The organism is Pseudomonas alcaligenes (assembly GCF_041729615.1).
Lineage (GTDB): Bacteria > Pseudomonadota > Gammaproteobacteria > Pseudomonadales > Pseudomonadaceae > Aquipseudomonas > Aquipseudomonas alcaligenes_B.
The window spans coordinates 585355-602970 of record NZ_CP154874.1 but is presented as its reverse complement, the minus strand read 5'-3'; the positions used below and the strand labels follow the sequence as shown (position 1 = coordinate 602970).

Here is a 17616-nt window from a genome sequence, read left to right as displayed (position 1 = left end):
TCCCTGCCAGGCTGCGCTGGCTAGCATGCACGCCATTGCTCCGGAGACCCGCATGAATCCCGTCGATATCCTGTTGAACCTGCTGCTCGGCCTGGCCATGGGCACCCTTGGCGGGCTGTTCGGCATCGGCGGCGGTCTGGTGGCGATCCCCGCCCTCGGCGTGCTGTTCGGCCTCGATCAGCAGCTGGCTCAGGGCACGGCGCTGGTGATGGTGGTGCCTAACGTGTTGTTGGCGCTGTGGCGCTACCACCAGCGCAACCGCATCGTGCTCAGGCACGCGCTGCTGCTCAGCGCTTCCGGCTTCATCTGCGCCTGGCTGGCCTCGCTGTATGCGGTGGAACTGCAGGCCGAGCGCATGCGCCTGGCCTTCGTCGGCTTCCTGGTCGCCCTGGCGCTCTACAACCTGCTGCGGCTGTTTATGCGCAGCAGTTCCGTGACCGGAGAGCTGCGCCAGCCCTGGCCCTGGCTGGGCGTGCTGGGCGGCGCGGCCGGCGCCCTAGGCGGGCTGTTCGGCGTGGGCGGTGCGGTGCTGGCGGTGCCGGTGCTGACCAACCTGTTCGGCGCCAGCCAGCTGGTGGCCCAGGGCCTGTCGCTGGCCCTGGCACTGCCCAGTACTGCGGTGACCTTGCTGACCTATGGCCTGCACGGGCATGTCGACTGGGCCATGGGCATCCCCCTGGCGCTGGGTGGACTGCTCAGCATCAGCTGGGGCGTGAGGTTGGCCCACGCTTTGCCGGAGCGCCTGCTCAAGGGGCTGTTCTGCGCCTTCCTGCTGCTCTGCGCGGTGCTGCTGGCGCTGGAGTAGGGCTATAGCCGGAAGCCTTCGACTATGTGTTCGGCCAGGGTGTCGATGACCTGCGACTGGCGCTGCGGGTGGCGCAGCAGGACGATGCTGGTCAGCGGCAGGGTGGGCAGCCCCTCGGCCTCGCCGAGGATGCGCATGTCCGGGGTGATCAGGCTCTGCAGCTGGGCGGTGACCGCCAGGCCGGCGCCGACCACGGCGAAGATCGCCGACAGGCTGGGGCTGGTGTAGGCGATGCGGTAGGGCCGCTCGATGGCGTCCAGCGCGTTGCAGGCCCAGGCGCGGCAGAAGCAGCCGGAATTGAACATGGCCAGCGGCATGGGGTTCTGCTCGTGGGGCGTGAAGCCCTGGGCCTCGGCCCAGACGAAGCGCTCCTGGCGCAGCAGCTGGCCGATCTCCTTGCCCGGCTCGCGGGTGACTATGGTCAGGTCCAGGTCCTGGCGTTGCAGCAGCTGGCCGGAGGTCTCGCAGTGCACCTCCACCTGCACCAGCGGGTAGGCCTGGGCGAAGCGCGAGAGGATGTCGGGCAAAAAGCGCATCACGTAGTCGTCCGGCGTGCCGATGCGCACGGCGCCAACCATGTGCGGCTCGCGCAGGGTGTTGAGCACCTCGCCGTGCAGCTTGAGGATGCGCCGCGCGTAGCCCAGCAGCACCTGGCCCTCGGGGGTGAGGCGCACCTGGCGGCCGTCGCGCTCGAACAGCGCGCGCTGCACCACGTCATCCTCCAGGCGCTTCATCTGCATGCTCACCGCCGACTGGGTGCGGTTGACCGCCTCGGCGGCGCGGGTGAAGCCACCGGTATCGGCGATGGCGACGAAGCTGCGCAGCAGTTCGGTATCGATGCTGGGGTAGTGGGCCATTCATCAATCTCCAAGATGCGTTGCATAAGAAACATTCGTTGGATTGATCTTAAGCGCGAACCGAAACTGGCGCCAACCCCACAGGGAGGGCGTGATGATGAAAGGTCAGAAAGGTTATGCGCTGGTGCGCTCGGCATCCTTCGAACGGGCCTGGCCGGCTCTCGGTCTGCAGGCGCTGCGGCTGCGTTTGCAGCGTTGGCACGAACTGGCCCGACAGCGCCGGCAGCTGGCCATGCTCGACGATGCGGCGCTCAAGGACATCGGCCTGAGCCGTGGCGATATCCTGCAGGAGAGCGAGCGGCCGTTCTGGGACGATCCGCTCAGGCGCTGAAGCCCCCGCATCGCTCGCCGGCGCCGCTTTCTGGGCGCGCCGGCGTACTGCAGATTGACTGAACAAGGAGTTCCGATGTCCCGCTACCACCTGGCCCAGCTCAATATCGCCAGCATGAAGGAGCCGCTGGAGTCGCCCGGCATGGCCGATTTCGTCAACAACCTGGCGCGCATCAATGCCCTGGCCGAGGCTTCGCCCGGCTACGTCTGGCGCCTGCAGGACGAGGCCGGCGACGCCACCGCCATCCGCCCCTTCGGCGACGAGGTGCTGGTCAACCTGTCGCTCTGGCGTGACGTGCAATCGCTCAGCGACTACGTCTACAAGTCCGCCCACACCGAGATGCTCAAGCGCCGCCGCGAATGGTTCGCCAAGGTCGAGCAGGCGCACATGGTGCTCTGGTGGGTGACGGCCGGCCATCGGCCGAGCGTGGAAGAGGCGGCCGCGCGCCTGGCGCATCTGCGCGAGCATGGCGCCACGGCCCATGCCTTCAGCTTCCGCCAGGCCTTCGCGGCGCCGGATGAGCCGGTCGCCCAGCACTGAGCGCTCGCCTGCTAGGCTTGGCGGCCATGAGCCTGTCATTGTCCCTCGCCCAAGCCCGCCGCCTGGCCCTGGCCGCCCAGGGCTTCGCCCGCGCGCCACGTGGCGCCATCGGCCTGCGCCAGCTGCGTGCGCAGGTCGGGCGGCTTGCCGTGCTGCAGATCGACTCGGTCAACGCCCTGGTGCGCTCGCACTACCTGCCGGCCTTCTCGCGCCTCGGCCACTACGACCACGCGTTGCTGGACGAGCTGGCCTGGGGCCCGCCGAAGCGCCGCAGCCTGTTCGAGTACTGGGGCCACGAGGCCTCGCTGCTGCCGCTGGAGCTCTACCCGCTGCTGCGCTGGCGCATGCGCCGGGCGGCAGGCGGGCAGGGCATCTACCGCCAGCTGGCCGAATTCGGTCGCCAGCAGCAAGGCCTCATCCGGCGTGTGCTGCAGGCGGTGCGCGAGCAGGGCGCCCTGGGCGCCGGCAGCCTCAGCACGCGCAGCGAGCGCGCCGGTCCCTGGTGGGACTGGAGCGCGGAAAAGCACGCGCTGGAGTGGTTGTTCGCCGCAGGCCTGGTGACCGTGGCCGGCCGGCGCGGCTTCGAGCGCCTGTACGACCTGCCAGAGCGGGTGCTGCCCGCCGCGCTGCTCGATCGTCCCGCTCTCGACGAGGCCGAGGCCCAGCGCCAGCTGCTGCTGCGCGCGGCCGACGCCCTGGGCGTGGCCAGTGAGCGCGACCTGCGCGACTACTTCCGCCTGGACGCGGCCGACGCCAAGCTGCGCCTCGCCGAGCTGGTGGAGGGTGGCGAGCTGCTGCCGGTCGCGGTGCAGGGCTGGAAGCAGCCGGCCTACTGTCGCGGCGAACCGAGCATTCCGCGGCGGATCGGGGCCAGTGCGCTGCTGTCGCCCTTCGACTCGCTGATCTGGGAGCGCGAGCGCACCGAGCGGCTGTTCGGCTTCCGCTACCGCCTGGAGATCTACACCCCGCCACACAAGCGGGTGTATGGCTACTACGTGCTGCCCTTCCTGCACCACGAGCGCCTGCTGGCGCGCGTCGACCTGCGCAGCGAGCGGGCGCAGGGGCGCCTGGCCGTGCATGCCGTGCATCTGGAAGAGGCAGTGCTGGGCGAGGAGGCGCTGCATGCCCTGGCCGCGCAGCTGCGTGCGCTGGCGCAGTGGCTGGGGTTGGCCGAGGTGGTGCTGAACTGCCGCTCGCCGGTGGCGGGACTGTTACGACCGCTGTTGCAGGGCTAGGCCCCGCCCGCGTTGCGCGAGCGGGGCGAGGGCTTATTGCTCGGCGGCGATACGCTGGCGGATATGCGCGGCGCGGTCGACCGAGCCCGGGTGGGAGTCGAACATGCTGCTGTCGCCGCCGCCCAGCTGGGCCAGCTTGTCGAAAGCGCTGGCCAGACCGTCCAGCGCTACGCCGCGCTGCTTCAGCAGTTCGAAGGAGAAGTCGTCGGCGGCGCTTTCCTGGGCCTGGGAGAACTGGGCGTTCACCAGCGCCTCGCCGAGGTCGCCCAGTTGCGAGGCGGACAGGGCGGAGACCGCACTGTTGCCCGAAGAGGCTGCGGCGCCACGGGCCACCGAGGTGGCGTAGGCGGCCTGCATGGCCTTCTTGGTGTGGCCGAGGGCGACGTGGCCCATCTCGTGGCCGAGCACGCCTTCCACCTCGTTGTCGTTCATCAGGTCCATCAGGCCGCTGTACACGCGCACGCAGCCGTTGGCCATGGCCCAGGCGTTGACTTCGTCGGTGAGGTAGACCTTGTAGTTGACCGGGGTGCCACCGGCCTGGCTGCCGAGGTTGGCGGCGATCCTCTCCAGGCGCCGGCTGTACTCGCTGTCTGCCGGGGCGATGGGCGCCTCGGCGTCCATCTGCAGGCAGGCCTCGTCGGCCATGCTCTTCACTTCGGCATCGCTCAGGGTGGCGGCCTGCATGGCTTGCAGGCCGGTGCTGAGCATCGCGTCCGGGCTCATGTTCTGGCAGCCGGCGAGCAGGCTGGCCAGGGCCAGGGTGGACAGGGGGAGGTGCAGTTTCATGGTCATCGTCCTTGAAGGTTGGGGCTGGTGGCCCTGAGGCATTCGGCCTCCGGCCGGCGCGCATTGTCGGCGATGCGGGGCGGTCCCGGGTGTGACCCGGGTCGCGTCATGACTCGCGGACTATCGCGCGGCGACCAGCCCTTCCTCGGTGCGCAGCTGCAGGCTCATGTCGTCGCAGCTGGCCGACCACTCGCGCAGCCAGGCCGGCATCTCCGGCGAGTTCTCGTCCAGGCCCAGGGCACGGGCGAATTCGCCGGGCGGCACGGTGCCTTTCGGAGAGCGGAACAGGCCGCGGATGACGATCACCCCCACCGTACGCCCGCCACTGACGAAGCGGTGCTCGACGAAGCTCCACTTGTCGTCCCAGCCGAGCATGCGAGTGTGGATCTCGAAGGCCTCGAACAGCTTCAGCTCGCGGCGAAACTTGCCCCAGGTGTCGCCGACTATGGGCAGTGCCCGATGGCGCAGGGCGACGCGGAAAGCGCCGCTGCGCAGCACGTAGTCCATGCGGCCGACATCGGCCAGGGTGAAATAGCGCCCGTTGGTGACATGGCGGTTGAAGTCGAGGTCCAGCGGCCACGCGCGCATGCGCACGACGGTGGTGGACAGGGCGTGGACCGGCTTGCGCCAGGGGCGGCGCAGGAGCATGAGGAGCAGGCGGAACCAGAGATTCATGAGTACGTCCGTTGGCGGGATGGCTGGAGCACTCTAGGGGCTGGCTTTGCGCTAAGGTAGGTGGATAAATGACTTTATCCATGCGAAATCTGCAAAAGCCATCATGCACGTGACCCTTCTGCTCGCCGACCACTGTTCCGCCGCCAGCGCCACCATGGCCCTGGAAATACTGCGCGCCGCCAACCTGTTCGCCGATGCCGGCGAGCCGCTGTTCGAGGTGGTGGTGGCGTCCCACGACGGCCTGCCCGTGCCTTCGCTGAGCGGCCAGGCGCTGCAGGCCGAGGTGGCGCTCGAGCAGGTGGCGCGTACCGATCTGGTGCTGATTCCCGGTTTCCTCTTTACCCTGCGCGAGGCCTTGCCCGGCTTTCATCGCTACCGCGACTGGCTGCGTCGCCAGCATGCCCAGGGCGCGGTGCTGGCGGCGATGTGCACGGCCACCTTCATGCTCGCCGAGGCCGATCTGCTGGGCGGCACCCGTGCCACCACGCACTGGGCCTTTGCCGAGCTGTTTCGCCGGCGTTACCCGGAGGCGCTGCTGGACGAACGGCAGATCCTCTGCGAGGACAACCGCCTGATCAGCAGCGGTGGCGCCAGCGCGGCGGTGGATCTGCTGCTGCACCTGGTGCGGCGCTTCGCCTCGCTGGAGCTGGCGCAGCTTTGCAGCCGCTACCTGCTGATCGACAACGTGCGCAGCGAGCAGTCTTCCTATGTGCTGTGGTCGATGCCGAAGAGCCACGGCGATGCCGATATCCTGCGGGTGCAGAACTGGCTGGACGAACACTTCGGCCAGCCGCTGCTGATCGACGAGCTGGCCGGCCGCTTCGGCTTTGGCGTGCGCAACTTCAAGCGGCGCTTCAAGGAGGCCACCGGCTATACGCCGCTGGCCTATGTGCAGACGCTGCGCCTGGAGAAGGCCAAGCAGCTGCTGGAAACCACGCGCATGAGCCTCGACAGCATCACCTTCGCGGTCGGCTATGAGGACAGCAACTCGTTCCGCCGCCTGTTCCAGCAGCGCGTCGGCCTGCTGCCGGCCGCCTACCGCAAGAAGTTCCAGGCCCGCGCCGGGTAAGCGGCGCCGCGGCTCAGGCCCTGGCCTGCTTGAGCGTCTCGGCGATCATGAAGGCCAGCTCCAGCGACTGATCGGCGTTCATGCGCGGGTCGCAGTGGGTGTGGTAGCGGTCGGACAGGCCGGCCTCGGTGATCGGCCGCGAGCCGCCGATGCACTCGGTGACGTTCTGCCCGGTCATCTCGATATGGATGCCGCCGGCCACGGTGCCCTCGGCGCGGTGCACCTGGAAGAACTGCTTGACCTCCGAGAGGATCTGCGCGAAGTCGCGCGTCTTGTAGCCGCTGGAGGCCTTGATGGTGTTGCCGTGCATGGGGTCGGAGCTCCACAGCACCTGGCGGCCTTCTTCCTTGACCTTGCGCAGCAGGCGCGGGAAGTGCGCCTCGACCTTGTCGGCGCCCATGCGCACTATCAGGTTGAGGCGGCCCGGGTCGTTGTCCGGGTTGAGGATGTCGATCAGGCGGATCAGCTCGTCCGGATCCATGCTCGGGCCGACCTTGACCCCGATGGGGTTCTCGATGCCGCGCATGAACTCGACGTGGGCGCCGTCCAGCTGGCGCGTACGGTCGCCGATCCACAGCATGTGCGCGGAGCAGTCGTACCAGCGCCCGGTGAGGCTGTCCTGGCGCACGAAGGCCTGCTCGTAGCCCAGCAGCAGCGCCTCGTGGGCGGTGAAGAAGCTGACTTCGCGCAGCTGCGGCGCGCTGTCCATGCCGACCGCGCGCATGAAGGCCAGGGTCTCGTCGATGCGGGTGGCCAACTGGTGATACTTCTCGGAGAGGGCCGAGTTGGCGATGAAGTCCAGGTTCCACTGGTGCACCTGGTGCACGTCGGCGAAGCCGCCCTGGGCGAAGGCGCGCAGCAGGTTGAGGCTGGCAGTGGCCTGATGGTAGGCCTGCAGCAGGCGCTCCGGGTCCGGCACGCGGCTGGCGGCGTCGAACTCGATGCCATTGACGATATCGCCGCGGTAGGCCGGCAGGGTCACGCCGCCGAGGGTTTCGTCATTGGCCGAGCGCGGCTTGGCGAACTGGCCGGCCATGCGCCCGACCTTGACCACCGGGCAGCCGGCGGCGAAGGTCATGACGATGGCCATCTGCAGCAGCACCTTGAAGGTGTCGCGGATCTTCGCCGCGCTGAACTCGGCGAAGCTCTCGGCGCAGTCGCCGCCCTGCAGCAGGAAGGCGCGGCCCTGGGTCACTTCGGCGAACTGGCGGCGCAACTCGCGGGCCTCGCCGGCGAACACCAGCGGCGGGTAGCCGGCCAGGGTCTGCTCCACGCGGGCCAGGTGGGCGGCATCGGGGTACTGCGGCTGCTGCTGGATGGGCTTGCCTCTCCAGCTTTCGGGACTCCAGGCGGACATCGGATTACTCACGGTCGATTCATCGGGCTGGCGGCATGTTAACTCCGCGCAGTGGGGCTGGTCAGCCGATAAGCGTGATAGAGTGGCTGAATCGACAGGAAGGGGCATCCGCTGCGGTCGGCCTGACGGCGAATACTCGGCTGCCGGCGGGGCGGCCGCGAGCGGGTGCTGAACCGGTGCGCTGGGCAGCGTTCCGGGAGACGGTGCTCTTGGCGGCACCTGGTGAATGATGAGGGCTTGACCCTCTCCCTAGCCCTCTCCCGCGAGCGGGAGAGGGGATGGTTCGTGGTTGGCTGTCGGCTCCGCGGCCCGGATCAACGCGTTGTAGCCCGGATGCAATCCGGGAAGCAGGCCACTCCATTCCCGGATTGCATCCGGGCTAGATCAGGCGCTGGCGGGCTGCAGCGCGCCTGCGGGTGCCGAGCGCGGCAGCACGTCGCGGGCCGGCAGGAAGCGGCCGTAGCGCTGCGCCTTGCCGAGGTCGTCCGGGTATTCCTGGCCGCGCTGGTAGGCGATGTGGCCGTTGATCAGGGTCAGTTCGACCGCCGCGTCGTTGCGCTTGACCACCCGCACCAGGCCGAGCACTTCCATTGGCGCCTCGGCGATGGCATCCAGCTCCGCGGTCAGGCCCTCGGGGTTGACGATCACCAGGTCGGCGCGGTCGCCGACGCGGATATAGCCGGCGTCCACGCCGATGAAGTCGGCCAGCTCGCCGCTGCAGCGGCGCACCGCCTGGCCCAGCTCCATGAAGGGCGCGCCGGCCAGCTGCGCATCACGCACGTACTTGAGGAAGCGCAGCGGGAAGTTGTACTGGGCGATGGAGCGCAGGTGCGCGCCGGAGTCGGCGAAGCCGGGGTGGGTCCAGGGGCTGGCCAGCAGCTTGCGCATGATCGGCTCGCGGTCGTTACCGTAACAGGTGGTCCACTTCAGTTCTTCACGATACTGGCAGGCCAGCTCGAAGTAGGCGTCCACCGCGTCCAGGCCACGGGCCTCGCCCAGTTGCTTGAAATTCTTGCCGACCAGGGCCGCGTCCGGGCACTCGGTCACCCAGCAGTCGGAGAAGTCGCGGTGCCACAGGCCCTTGGTGAGGATGGCCTTGACCTGCTTCTTGAACAGGGCGCGGAACTCCGGTTCCTTGACCTTGGCGTAGAGCTCGTCTGGGTCCTTGATGTTGCGCAGGATCTCGCCGGCGCCGAACTCTTCGAAGGCGTTCACGTTGAGCCCTTCCAGGCGCAGGGTGAAGGGCGCCGGCAGGGTCTGCCAACGGAAGTGGCCGCGCAGCACCTTGTTCGCCAGCCAGCCGGAGAGGCGGGTGAAGCGGTGCAACAGCGGCTGCGACTTGAGGTCCAGCGCGGTGAGCATGGTGCATTTGAGCGGCTTCCTGAACCAGCCGTGGGCCTGCCAGAGGAAGGCGAACACGTTGACCTTGGTTACCGCGTTCGGCGCGCCCTGCAGCACCGCGCCACGGCGGCGGAGAATGGCGAACAGGCGCGAGAATTCCTTCCAGCTGGCGAAGGTCGAGGGCAGCGGGCTGGACCAGGCGCGGTCGCCGTCCATCTTGTCCAGACGCGTGGTCATCACCGACAGGCCGATGCAGCCGGCGTCCAGCGCCTCTTCCAGCAACTGTTCCATGCGCTGCAGCTCGGCTTCGCTCGGCGTGATCTTCTGGGTGGCGCGCTCCAGGCCCATCACCGCCACGCGCAGCTCGGAGTGGCCGAGGAAGGAGTTGACGTTCGGCCCCAGCGGCAGCTGCTCGTAGAAGGCGCGGTAGCCGGCGGCGTCGCGCCAGCTCTTCTTCTCCTGGAGGATCGGCAGCACGTACTCGCGCGGCACCGCCTCGACGCGGGTGAACAGGTCCGAGCAGTCCTCCGGCTCGGCCAACACCATGCTTATCGAGCAGGAGCCGATGGTCACGCTGGTGACGCCGTGGCGCACCGACTCCTTCAGCGCCGGCGCGGCGATCACCTCGGCATCGTAGTGCGAGTGGATTTCCAGGAAGCCCGGGGTCACCCACTTGCCGCCGGCGTCGATCACCTGCCCGCAGCCGCTCTCGTCCAGCGGGCTGAGGCTGAGTACGTCGATGCGGCCGTCGCGGATGCCGACATGCCGCACCGCGCCGGGCGCGCCGCTGCCGTCGAAGTACAGGCCGTTCTTGATGATGATGTCGTAGCTCATAGGAGTCTCCAGGGAGCCAGCAGCAGGGTGCCGGTGAGCAGCAGCAGGCAGTAGATGGCGATGCGGAAGTGACGCTCGTCGAAGCGCCGGTGCAGGCGCTCGCCCAGCCACACGCCGAGCAGCAGCAGCGGCGCGTAGCTCGCCACCTGCGGCAGGGCCGGCAGCAGGCGGCCGTCGAGCAGGAAGGCGACGGTCAGCAGGCTATTGAGGCTGAACCAGACGCTGACCAGGGTGGCGCGCAGGCGTGCCTTGTCCAGCGCCGTGCCGGCCAGGCCGTAGACCAGCAGCGGCCCGCCCGAGGCGAACAGGCCGTGGCTGAGGCCGGCGCCTAGGGTGATCAGGCGCGTCAGCCAGGCCGGGCGCACCGGCAGCGCCTGGGCATGGCGCAGGCGCCACAGCTCGCGCCCGGCGAACCACAGGATCAGCGCGCCAAAGCCGGCCTTGAGCACCTGGGTGTCCAGGTGCGGCAGCAGCCAGTAGCCGAGCAGGGTGCCGGCGAGCATGCCGGGCAGGATGGTGCCGAGCAGCAGGCGGCGGTCGATCAGGCGCCAGTGGCGGCTGACCAGGTAGCCGGTCATGCCGATGTTCAGTGGCACCAGCACCGGCAGCAGCTGGTCGATGGGCAGCAGCAGGGCGCCGAGCGACAGGGCGATGACGATGCTGCCGAAACCGGTGATGGCCTCCAGGGTGTAGGCCAGCAGGATGAAGGCGCCGAGGGCGTAGGGAGCGAAGGCCATCAGCCCATCTCCGCGGCGAAGCGCCGGCTCATCTGCCGGTAATAGAGCGCCGGCGCCAGGCGCCAGAGCAGGCTGGCCAGCCAGCTGCCGCGGTCGGGGAACAGACGCTCGCGGCGCTGCTCCAGGCCCTTGAGGATTTCCCCGGCCATCCAGTCGGCGTCGCGAATCCGGCCTATGGTCGAGCGCGCGTGGCCGGCCGGCTTGCCGTCGGCGCCCAGGGCGTTGCGGTCGATGGGAGTGTCGAGGAAGCTCGGGTAGACCATCAGCAGGCCGATGCCGTCCCGCGCGAGCTCTGCGCGCAGGACTTCGAAGGCCTGGCCCAGCGCGCTCTTCGCCGCGCAGTAGCCGGCGCGGCCGAGCACCGGCATCCAGCCGGCCATCGAGCCGATGGCGGCGACCTGGCCACGGCTCTCGCGCAGCAGGCCGGCGGCGGCCAGGGTCAGCTCCAGCGGTGCGTGGTAGTCCACCGCCATGACCTTGCGGAACACGCCGGGGTCGGTGCGTAGGGTTGGCGAGCGGTGGGTGATGCCGGCGTTGTTGATCAGCACATCCAGACGGCCGAAGGCCGTGCGGCAGGCCTCGACCAGCTGGCCGTGCAGGGCCGGCTCGGTGATGTCGCCGGCCAGCGCCTGCACCCGCGTGCTGCCCAGTTCGGCGACCCGCGCGGCCAGGCCGGCGGCGTCGATATCGGTGAGCAGCAGGTCATCGCCACGGGCGTGGCAGGCCTTGGCCAGCGCCCAGCCGAGGCCGCTGGCGGCGCCGGTGATCAGCACCGTGCTCATGGCGTGGCCTCCCGGGCAGCTAGGGCATCTGGCGCGCTACGCGACCAGAACCAGGCCAGGCTCAGCCCGGAGACCAGATGCCAGCAGCCCCAGAAGGCGGCGATCAGCAGCATGCCGCTGGCCTGCGGGAAGAAGGTGAAGATGATCACCAAGCCCAGCGCCGAGTTCTGGATGCCGACCTCCAGGGTGATGGCGCGGCGGTCGGCCTCGGGCAGCCGGGACAGGCGTGCGCTGCCGTAGCCGATCAGCAGGGCCATGGCGTTGTGCGCCACTACCAGCCAGAAGAACAGGTGGAAGTGCTGCAGGAACTGCTGCCAGTTACGGCCGAAGGCCAGGCCGACGAAGGCCAGCATCACCAGCAGGGCGAAGATGCGCAGCGGCTTTTCCACCTTGAGGGTCAGCAGCGGGAAGCGTCTGCCGATGAACATGCCCAGCACCAGCGGCAGGCCGAGCACCAGCAGCACCATCAGCAGCAGGCCGAGCGGGTCGAGGGCGATATCGGTGAGCAGGGGCCGGGTGTATGGGTTGAGCCAGGAATAGAGCGCGAAGTTGAGTGGTGTCAGTACCCCGGCGGCGAGGCTGGAGACGGCGGTCATGCTCACCGACACGGCGACGTTGCCGCGCGCCATCCAGGTCATGATGTTGGAGAAGCTGCCACCCGGGCAGGCGGCCACCAGCTGCATGCCCAGGGCCAGTTGCGGGTCGATGCGTAGCACCCAGCAGGCCAGGCAGGTGAGGGCCGGCAGCAGGAGGAACTGAGCGAGCAGGCCGATCATCGGTGCCCTGGGTTCGCGGACGATGCGGCGGAAGTCCTCGGCGCGCAGGTCGAGGGACACGCCGAACATCATCAGCGCCAGGATGAGGTTGATCAGCAGCAGGCTGGACGGGTCGAACTGGATCTGTACGGCATCCATTTCACACCTCCCGCGCCAGCGGTGCGCCGGCCTCCGGGCCGACCTGCGCGGCGAGGTCGCGGCGCAGCTCGGCGATGTGCCGCTTGATCGCCGCGCGGTAGCTGTTCTTGTGCACGTAGTAGGCCATGCGCGGCAACTTGAGGTAGGCGTAGCCGCCGTCCAGGCGTTGGCCGGCGCGCTGCGCGGCGGTCTGGCGCAGGCGCCTGGCCGACTCACGGCCATCCAGCTGCTGGCGGATCGCCAGGGCCACCAGCTCGGCCTGCTCGGCGCGGCCCTGCCAGCCCAGGCCCGAGGCTTCGATCATGCCGAGCATGAACAGGTTGTCGTGCTGCGGGTGGAACACGTTGAGGTAGAGCTGCGGGGCGTCGGCCTCCGACGGCCAGTTCAGCTCGGCGCGGTCGATGAAGGGGTAATCCAGTTTGTATCCGGTGGCCTGCAGGATCAGGTCGTATTCGCCACGCTCGCCATTGGCAAAGGTCACCTGCCTGCCGTCTACCGCTTTAATGTCGCCACGCGGCTGGATATCGCCATGGCCGATATGGTGCAGCACCAGCGAGTTCATCACCGGGTGCGACTCGTACAGGCGGTAGTCCGGATCGGGCAGGCCGTACTGCGAGGGCTTGCCGAGCAGGGCGCGCACCAGCAGGCCGTCGATCAGCTGCTTGAGCCGGCGCGGCAGCTTGATCGCGCCGCCAAAGGTGTCGGTGGGCTTGCCGAGAATGAACTTGGGCAGGAAGTGGTAGCCGCGGCGCACCGATAGGTCGACCGATTGCGCGCGGTGCACGGCATCCACCGCGATGTCGCAGGCCGAGTTGCCGCAGCCGATTACCAGCACGCTCTTGCCAGCGAAGATCTCGGCGTTTTTATACGCGCTGGAGTGCAGCAGCTCGCCGGTGAAGGTACCGGGCAGGGTCGGCTGGTTGGGCTGGTGCAGGGTGCCGTTGGCGATCAGCACGCCATCGAAGTGCCATTCGCGCTGCTGCCCGGCGCACTCGCTGAGCAGGCGCCAGCCCTGCTCCTGCCGCTCGACGCGCAGCACGCGAGTGCTGAACTGGTAGTGCTGGCGCAGGCCGAAGCGTTCGGCGTAGTCGCGAAAGTACTGGCCGATCTGGCGATGGTGCGGGTAGGGCGGTACCTCGTCCGCCATGGGGAACTCGTCGAACTGGGTCATGCCCTTGGACGAGATCAGGTGCGCCGATTCGTACAGGGTGCTGTGCGGGTTGCTTATGTCCCACAGGCCGCCGACGTCCGAATGCAGCTCGAAGCCGACGAAGGGGATACCATGGCGCTGCAACTGACGGGCAGCGGCCAGCCCCATGGGACCGGCTCCGATGATGGCATGCATGCAAGGCTCTCTCTATGGGCTGCGCTGCTCAGGCGTGGTACAACGCGCACCTGTCACGCTCAGCCTCGTTATTCGAGCCCAGCATAGGCAGTCGCCCCTACGCCGTAACGGCTCAATCAGGACCTTTTCCGGTTAATTCGGGACCCCATGAGCAGCACGCCCTCCGTCACCGTTCACTACACCCAGGCCATCCTCCAGGCCGCCGAGCGCCTGGCCCTGCCGCTGCCCGCCGAGCTGCGCGCGCTGGGCGGCGAGGGGCGCATCGCCCTGGCCCGCCAGGACGCCCTGTGGGAGGCCTTCTGCGCCGCCGCCGGCGATGCGCTGATCGGCCTGCGCCTGGGCAATGCCCTGCAGGTGGGGCACCTGGACATGGTCGGTGCCCTGCTGATGAGCTGCGAGACCGTCGGCGAGGCCCTGGAGGCCCTGCTGGACTACTACCCGATCGTCGGCGAGGGCGGCGAGTTCAGCCTGCAGGCGGAGGCGGGCGGGGTGTGCCTGATCTATCGGCCGCTGTACAGGGTACGCCGCGAAGAGCGCGCCGAGGCGGTGCTGGCCAGCCTGGTGCACATGACCCGCTGGATCACCGGCGAGCGCGTCGGCCCGCGTGAGCTGCACTTCGCCCATGCCGCGCGCGAGGCCGAGGCGCGCTACGTCGAGCTGCTGGTCTGCCCGCTGCGTTTCGCCGCCGCCGAGTACGCCCTGCGCTTCGCCGCCGAGGACCTGCAGGTACCGCTGATCCAGGCCAATGCGCCGATGCGCGAGCACTTGCGCGCCCTGGCCGACGCCCAGCTTGAGCGCCTCGGCAGCCACAGCCTGGCGGTGCGCGTGCAGCAGCTGCTGCGGACCCAGCCACGCTGGGGCAAGGAACGCATCGCCGAACAGCTGGAGCTGAGCGGCCGCCATCTGAACCGCAAGCTGGCCGAGGAGGGCACCAGCTTCAAGCTGCTGCGCGAGCAGGTGCTGCATCGCATGGCCGAGCAGCTGCTGCGCGAGGAGCCGCGCCTGGCCGAAGTGGCCGAGCGGCTCGGCTTCTCCGACGAGAGCGCCTTCGCCAAGGCCTTCCGCCGCTGGAGCGGGCTGACGCCGGGGCAGTACCGCCAGGGGGTTGAAGGATGAATCTGCAACACGAGGAAGTCCTCCTGGAGGAGGTGCGCGACGCCTGGGGCGTGATCCGCGTGCTGGAGGTCGGCGACTACCGCTTCCTCGAGTTCGGCGAGGCCATCGAACAGAGCTGCACCTATACCCGCGACCCGGCCTGGCTGGAGTACGACTACACCCGCGCCATGCTGCTCGGCGCGCTGTGCCACGAGGCGCCGGAGAACGCCCTGTTCCTCGGCCTCGGCGGTGGCACCCTGACCCAGGCCTGCCTGAAGTTCCTCGACCTGGAGGACGTGGAGGCCATCGAGCTGCGTCCGGACGTGCCGCGCCTGGCCATGCAGTATCTGGGGCTGGCCGATGATCCGCGCCTCTACGTACGCGTCGGCGACGCCCTGGAGCTGCTGGACAGCGCCGAGCCCACCGACCTGCTGTTCGTCGACCTCTACACCGATACCGGTCCCGCGCCCGGGCACCTGGCCTGGAAATTCCTGGAGAACTGCCAGAAGCGCCTCAGCCCCGGCGGCTGGCTGGTGATCAACCAGTGGGGCAACGACGAGGGCAAGCCGCTCGGTGCCGCCCTGCTGCGCGGCCTGTTCCACCGCCATTACTGGGAGATTCCGGTGAAGGAGGGCAACGTCATCCTGCTGGTGCCGGCCGACCTTGACCAGCAGCTCGACCTGGCTGCCGTGACCGCGCGCGCCGAGGCCCTGGCGCCGCGCCTGGGCTACTCGCTGCAGCCGCTGCTGGACGTGCTGCGCCCGGCCAGCTGAGCGGCCGGCCCGGAGCTCATTCGCGCCACTCTCCGTGCGCAGTGCCGCGCCCGTTTCTCCCCGGGCGAGGGGCGGCCTTCGTTCTACCGTTCGGCCGCCATATGCAAAAACCTGCCCAACGGGAAGACTTTTCCTGTATGATTCGCGCCCGGCCAAAACTGGCCTCGTCAATACTCCACGAAGCTGTGCTTCGCTGCTGGTTCGCCCTGGCGAACTACCCTTGACGTTTCATCCATCGCGTTTTCGCAAACACCCGTCGATCGGCTGCCAGGGTGACCCAAAAGGTCCTTCACGGCGCGCGCAGCCTTTGTTCCTGGGTCTTTGCGGATGCACTTAGAGGCAGACCCATGACTCAGGAAGTAACCGGCACCTTTGCCGAGCTAGGCCTTCATCCCTCCATTCTCGCCGCCATCACCGCGGTGGGTTACGAAGAGCCGTCCCCCATCCAATCCCAGTCGATCCCGGTGATCCTGGCCGGCCACGACATGATCGGCCAGGCCCAGACCGGTACCGGCAAGACCGCCGCCTTCGCCCTGCCGATCCTGTCCAAGATCGACCCGGCCAAGCGCGAGCCGCAGGCGCTGATCCTGGCGCCGACCCGCGAGCTGGCCCTGCAGGTGGCCACCGCCTTCGAAACCTACTCCAAGCAGCTGCCCGGCGTGTCCGTGGTGGCCGTCTACGGCGGCGCGCCCATGGGCCCGCAGCTCAAGTCCCTGCGCATGGGCGCGCAGATCATCGTCGCCACCCCGGGGCGCCTGGTCGACCACCTGAGCCGCAACGACCAGCTGCTGTCGACCATCCGCCACATGGTGCTGGACGAGGCCGACGAGATGCTCAAGCTCGGCTTCATGGACGACCTGGAAGTGATCTTCCAGGCCATGCCGGAAAGCCGCCAGAGCGTGCTGTTCTCCGCCACCCTGCCGCACTCGATCCGCGCCATCGCCGAGAAGTACCTGCGCGAGCCGCAGCACGTCAAGATCGCGGCCAAGACCCAGACCGTCTCGCGCATCGAGCAGGCCCATCTGATGATCCATGCCGATCAGAAGATCAACGCCGTGACCCGCCTGCTGGAAGTCGAGGATTTCGACGCGCTGATCGCCTTCGTGCGCACCAAACAGGCCACCCTGGACCTGGCCGCCGCGCTGGAAGCCAAGGGCTACAAGGCCGCCGCGCTGAACGGCGACATCGCCCAGAACCAGCGTGAGCGGGTGATCGAGTCGCTCAAGGACGGTCGCCTGGATATCGTGGTCGCCACCGACGTGGCCGCCCGTGGCATCGATGTGCCGCGCATCACCCATGTGCTCAACGTCGACATGCCCTATGACCCGGAATCCTACGTGCACCGCATCGGCCGTACCGGCCGTGCCGGCCGCGAAGGCCGTGCCCTGCTGCTGGTGACTCCGCGCGAGCGGCGCATGCTGCAGGTGATCGAGCGCGTCACCGGGCAGAAGGTCGGCGAGGTCAAGCTGCCCAACCCGCAGCAGGTGCTGGACGCCCGCATCAAGAAGCTCACCGCCAACCTGGCGCCGCTGACCGAGGGCGCCGAGGCCAGCCACGGCGAGCTGCTCGACCGCCTGGTCGGCGACATCGGCTGCAGCCCGCGTGCCCTGGCCGCGGCCCTGCTCAAGCTGGCCACCAAGGGCCAGGCCCTGGACCTGGCCAGCGTCGAGCGCGAGCAGCCGCTGGTGCCGGGCGTCGGTGCCCCGCGCGAGCGTCGCGAGCGTGACGGCGACCGTCCGGAGCGTGGCGAGCGCAGTGGCGAGCGTGGCGACTTCCAGCGCCGCCCGATGGCCGCGCCGAGCGAAGGCAAGGTGCGCTGCCGCACCGCCCTGGGTACCCGCGACGGCATCGCCGCAAAGAACCTGCTGGGCGCCATCCTCAACGAGGGCGGCCTGCAGCGCGACGCCATCGGCCGCATCCAGATCCGCGAGACCTTCAGCCTGGTCGAGCTGCCGGAAGACGGCCTGGAGCGCCTGCTCGGCAAGCTCAAGGACACCCGCGTCGCCGGCAAGGCCCTGAAGCTGCGTCGCTATCGCGAGGACTGATAGCGTCCGCGCGAGTAAGAAGCCCCGCTTATGCGGGGCTTTTTTATGTCGCGTTGACAGCCCGCCAGGGCGCCAACAGTATTTTCCGGGTCGAC

The 17616-nt window shown here is 68.8% G+C and carries 16 protein-coding genes and 1 pseudogene; 8 read left to right on the top strand and 9 right to left on the bottom strand.

The genetic code is table 11. The annotated features are described in order from the left end of the window. The first annotated feature begins 52 nt into the window (after nucleotides 1-52). A complete protein-coding gene (locus tag AAG092_RS02895; protein WP_373388474.1) occupies nucleotides 53-805 on the top strand; it encodes a sulfite exporter TauE/SafE family protein in 753 nt (250 codons plus the stop codon). 2 nt (nucleotides 806-807) lie between these two features. Here AAG092_RS02895 and AAG092_RS02890 read toward each other — a convergent pair whose 3' ends face one another. Beyond that, nucleotides 808-1662, bottom strand: coding sequence for a LysR family transcriptional regulator (locus tag AAG092_RS02890; protein ID WP_110682422.1), 855 nt, complete (start codon nucleotides 1660-1662; stop codon nucleotides 808-810). A gap of 94 nt (nucleotides 1663-1756) precedes the next feature. On the opposite strand from AAG092_RS02890, the gene AAG092_RS02885 reads away from it, so the two are divergent. The 3 genes from AAG092_RS02885 (at nucleotide 1757) to AAG092_RS02875 (ending at nucleotide 3768) form a co-directional block, all read left to right on the top strand. Next, a complete protein-coding gene (locus AAG092_RS02885) occupies nucleotides 1757-1993 on the top strand; it encodes a DUF1127 domain-containing protein (protein WP_373388473.1) in 237 nt (78 codons plus the stop codon). A gap of 75 nt (nucleotides 1994-2068) precedes the next feature. Next, the gene (locus tag AAG092_RS02880; RefSeq protein WP_373388472.1) at nucleotides 2069-2533 is read left to right on the top strand and encodes a DUF3291 domain-containing protein; all 465 of its coding nucleotides are present in this window, start codon (nucleotides 2069-2071) and stop codon (nucleotides 2531-2533) included. 26 nt (nucleotides 2534-2559) lie between these two features. After that, nucleotides 2560-3768, top strand: a complete 1209-nt coding sequence (locus AAG092_RS02875) for a winged helix-turn-helix domain-containing protein (RefSeq protein WP_373388471.1) — start codon at nucleotides 2560-2562, stop codon at nucleotides 3766-3768. Nucleotides 3769-3801: 33 nt separating this feature from the next. Here AAG092_RS02875 and AAG092_RS02870 read toward each other — a convergent pair whose 3' ends face one another. Both AAG092_RS02870 and AAG092_RS02865 read right to left on the bottom strand, forming a co-directional pair. Continuing rightward, nucleotides 3802-4554 (bottom strand): M48 family metallopeptidase, encoded by a 753-nt coding sequence (locus AAG092_RS02870; RefSeq protein ID WP_373388470.1) that lies wholly within the window; start codon nucleotides 4552-4554, stop codon nucleotides 3802-3804. Nucleotides 4555-4674: 120 nt separating this feature from the next. After that, on the bottom strand, nucleotides 4675-5229 hold the full coding sequence (locus AAG092_RS02865) for a thioesterase family protein (RefSeq protein WP_373388469.1): 555 nt from the start codon (nucleotides 5227-5229) through the stop codon (nucleotides 4675-4677). A gap of 103 nt (nucleotides 5230-5332) precedes the next feature. On the opposite strand from AAG092_RS02865, the gene AAG092_RS02860 reads away from it, so the two are divergent. Next, on the top strand, nucleotides 5333-6298 hold the full coding sequence (locus tag AAG092_RS02860) for a GlxA family transcriptional regulator (protein WP_373388468.1): 966 nt from the start codon (nucleotides 5333-5335) through the stop codon (nucleotides 6296-6298). A gap of 13 nt (nucleotides 6299-6311) precedes the next feature. On the opposite strand, the gene AAG092_RS02855 is transcribed toward AAG092_RS02860, so the two are convergent. From AAG092_RS02855 to AAG092_RS02830, 6 genes are all read right to left on the bottom strand, one after another. Further along, the gene (locus AAG092_RS02855; RefSeq protein ID WP_021701625.1) at nucleotides 6312-7655 is read right to left on the bottom strand and encodes a class II 3-deoxy-7-phosphoheptulonate synthase; all 1344 of its coding nucleotides are present in this window, start codon (nucleotides 7653-7655) and stop codon (nucleotides 6312-6314) included. 384 nt (nucleotides 7656-8039) lie between these two features. Then, the gene (locus tag AAG092_RS02850) at nucleotides 8040-9830 is read right to left on the bottom strand and encodes an amidohydrolase family protein (protein WP_373388467.1); all 1791 of its coding nucleotides are present in this window, start codon (nucleotides 9828-9830) and stop codon (nucleotides 8040-8042) included. After that, nucleotides 9827-10567 carry a sulfite exporter TauE/SafE family protein gene (locus AAG092_RS02845; RefSeq protein ID WP_373388466.1) on the bottom strand — a complete coding sequence of 247 codons (741 nt, stop codon included), beginning with the start codon at nucleotides 10565-10567 and terminating at the stop codon, nucleotides 9827-9829. The genes AAG092_RS02850 and AAG092_RS02845 overlap by 4 nt, the downstream gene beginning before the upstream one ends. Beyond that, on the bottom strand, nucleotides 10567-11349 hold the full coding sequence (locus tag AAG092_RS02840; RefSeq protein WP_373388465.1) for an SDR family NAD(P)-dependent oxidoreductase: 783 nt from the start codon (nucleotides 11347-11349) through the stop codon (nucleotides 10567-10569). Before AAG092_RS02840 ends, AAG092_RS02845 begins: the two co-directional genes overlap by 1 nt. Further along, nucleotides 11346-12263, bottom strand: coding sequence for a bile acid:sodium symporter family protein (locus AAG092_RS02835; RefSeq protein WP_373388464.1), 918 nt, complete (start codon nucleotides 12261-12263; stop codon nucleotides 11346-11348). The genes AAG092_RS02840 and AAG092_RS02835 overlap by 4 nt, the downstream gene beginning before the upstream one ends. Nucleotide 12264: 1 nt before the next feature. Then, nucleotides 12265-13608, bottom strand: a complete 1344-nt coding sequence (locus AAG092_RS02830; protein ID WP_373388463.1) for a flavin-containing monooxygenase — start codon at nucleotides 13606-13608, stop codon at nucleotides 12265-12267. A gap of 147 nt (nucleotides 13609-13755) precedes the next feature. Here AAG092_RS02830 and AAG092_RS02825 point away from each other — a divergent pair, with 147 nt between their 5' ends. The 3 genes and pseudogenes from AAG092_RS02825 (at nucleotide 13756) to AAG092_RS02815 (ending at nucleotide 17521) form a co-directional block, all read left to right on the top strand. Then, the gene (locus AAG092_RS02825; protein WP_373388462.1) at nucleotides 13756-14724 is read left to right on the top strand and encodes an AraC family transcriptional regulator; all 969 of its coding nucleotides are present in this window, start codon (nucleotides 13756-13758) and stop codon (nucleotides 14722-14724) included. Beyond that, a complete protein-coding gene (locus tag AAG092_RS02820; protein ID WP_373388461.1) occupies nucleotides 14721-15476 on the top strand; it encodes a spermidine synthase in 756 nt (251 codons plus the stop codon). Before AAG092_RS02825 ends, AAG092_RS02820 begins: the two co-directional genes overlap by 4 nt. Before the next feature lie 313 nt (nucleotides 15477-15789). After that, nucleotides 15790-17521, top strand: a pseudogene (locus tag AAG092_RS02815) (DEAD/DEAH box helicase). The last annotated feature ends 95 nt before the right edge of the window (nucleotides 17522-17616 follow it).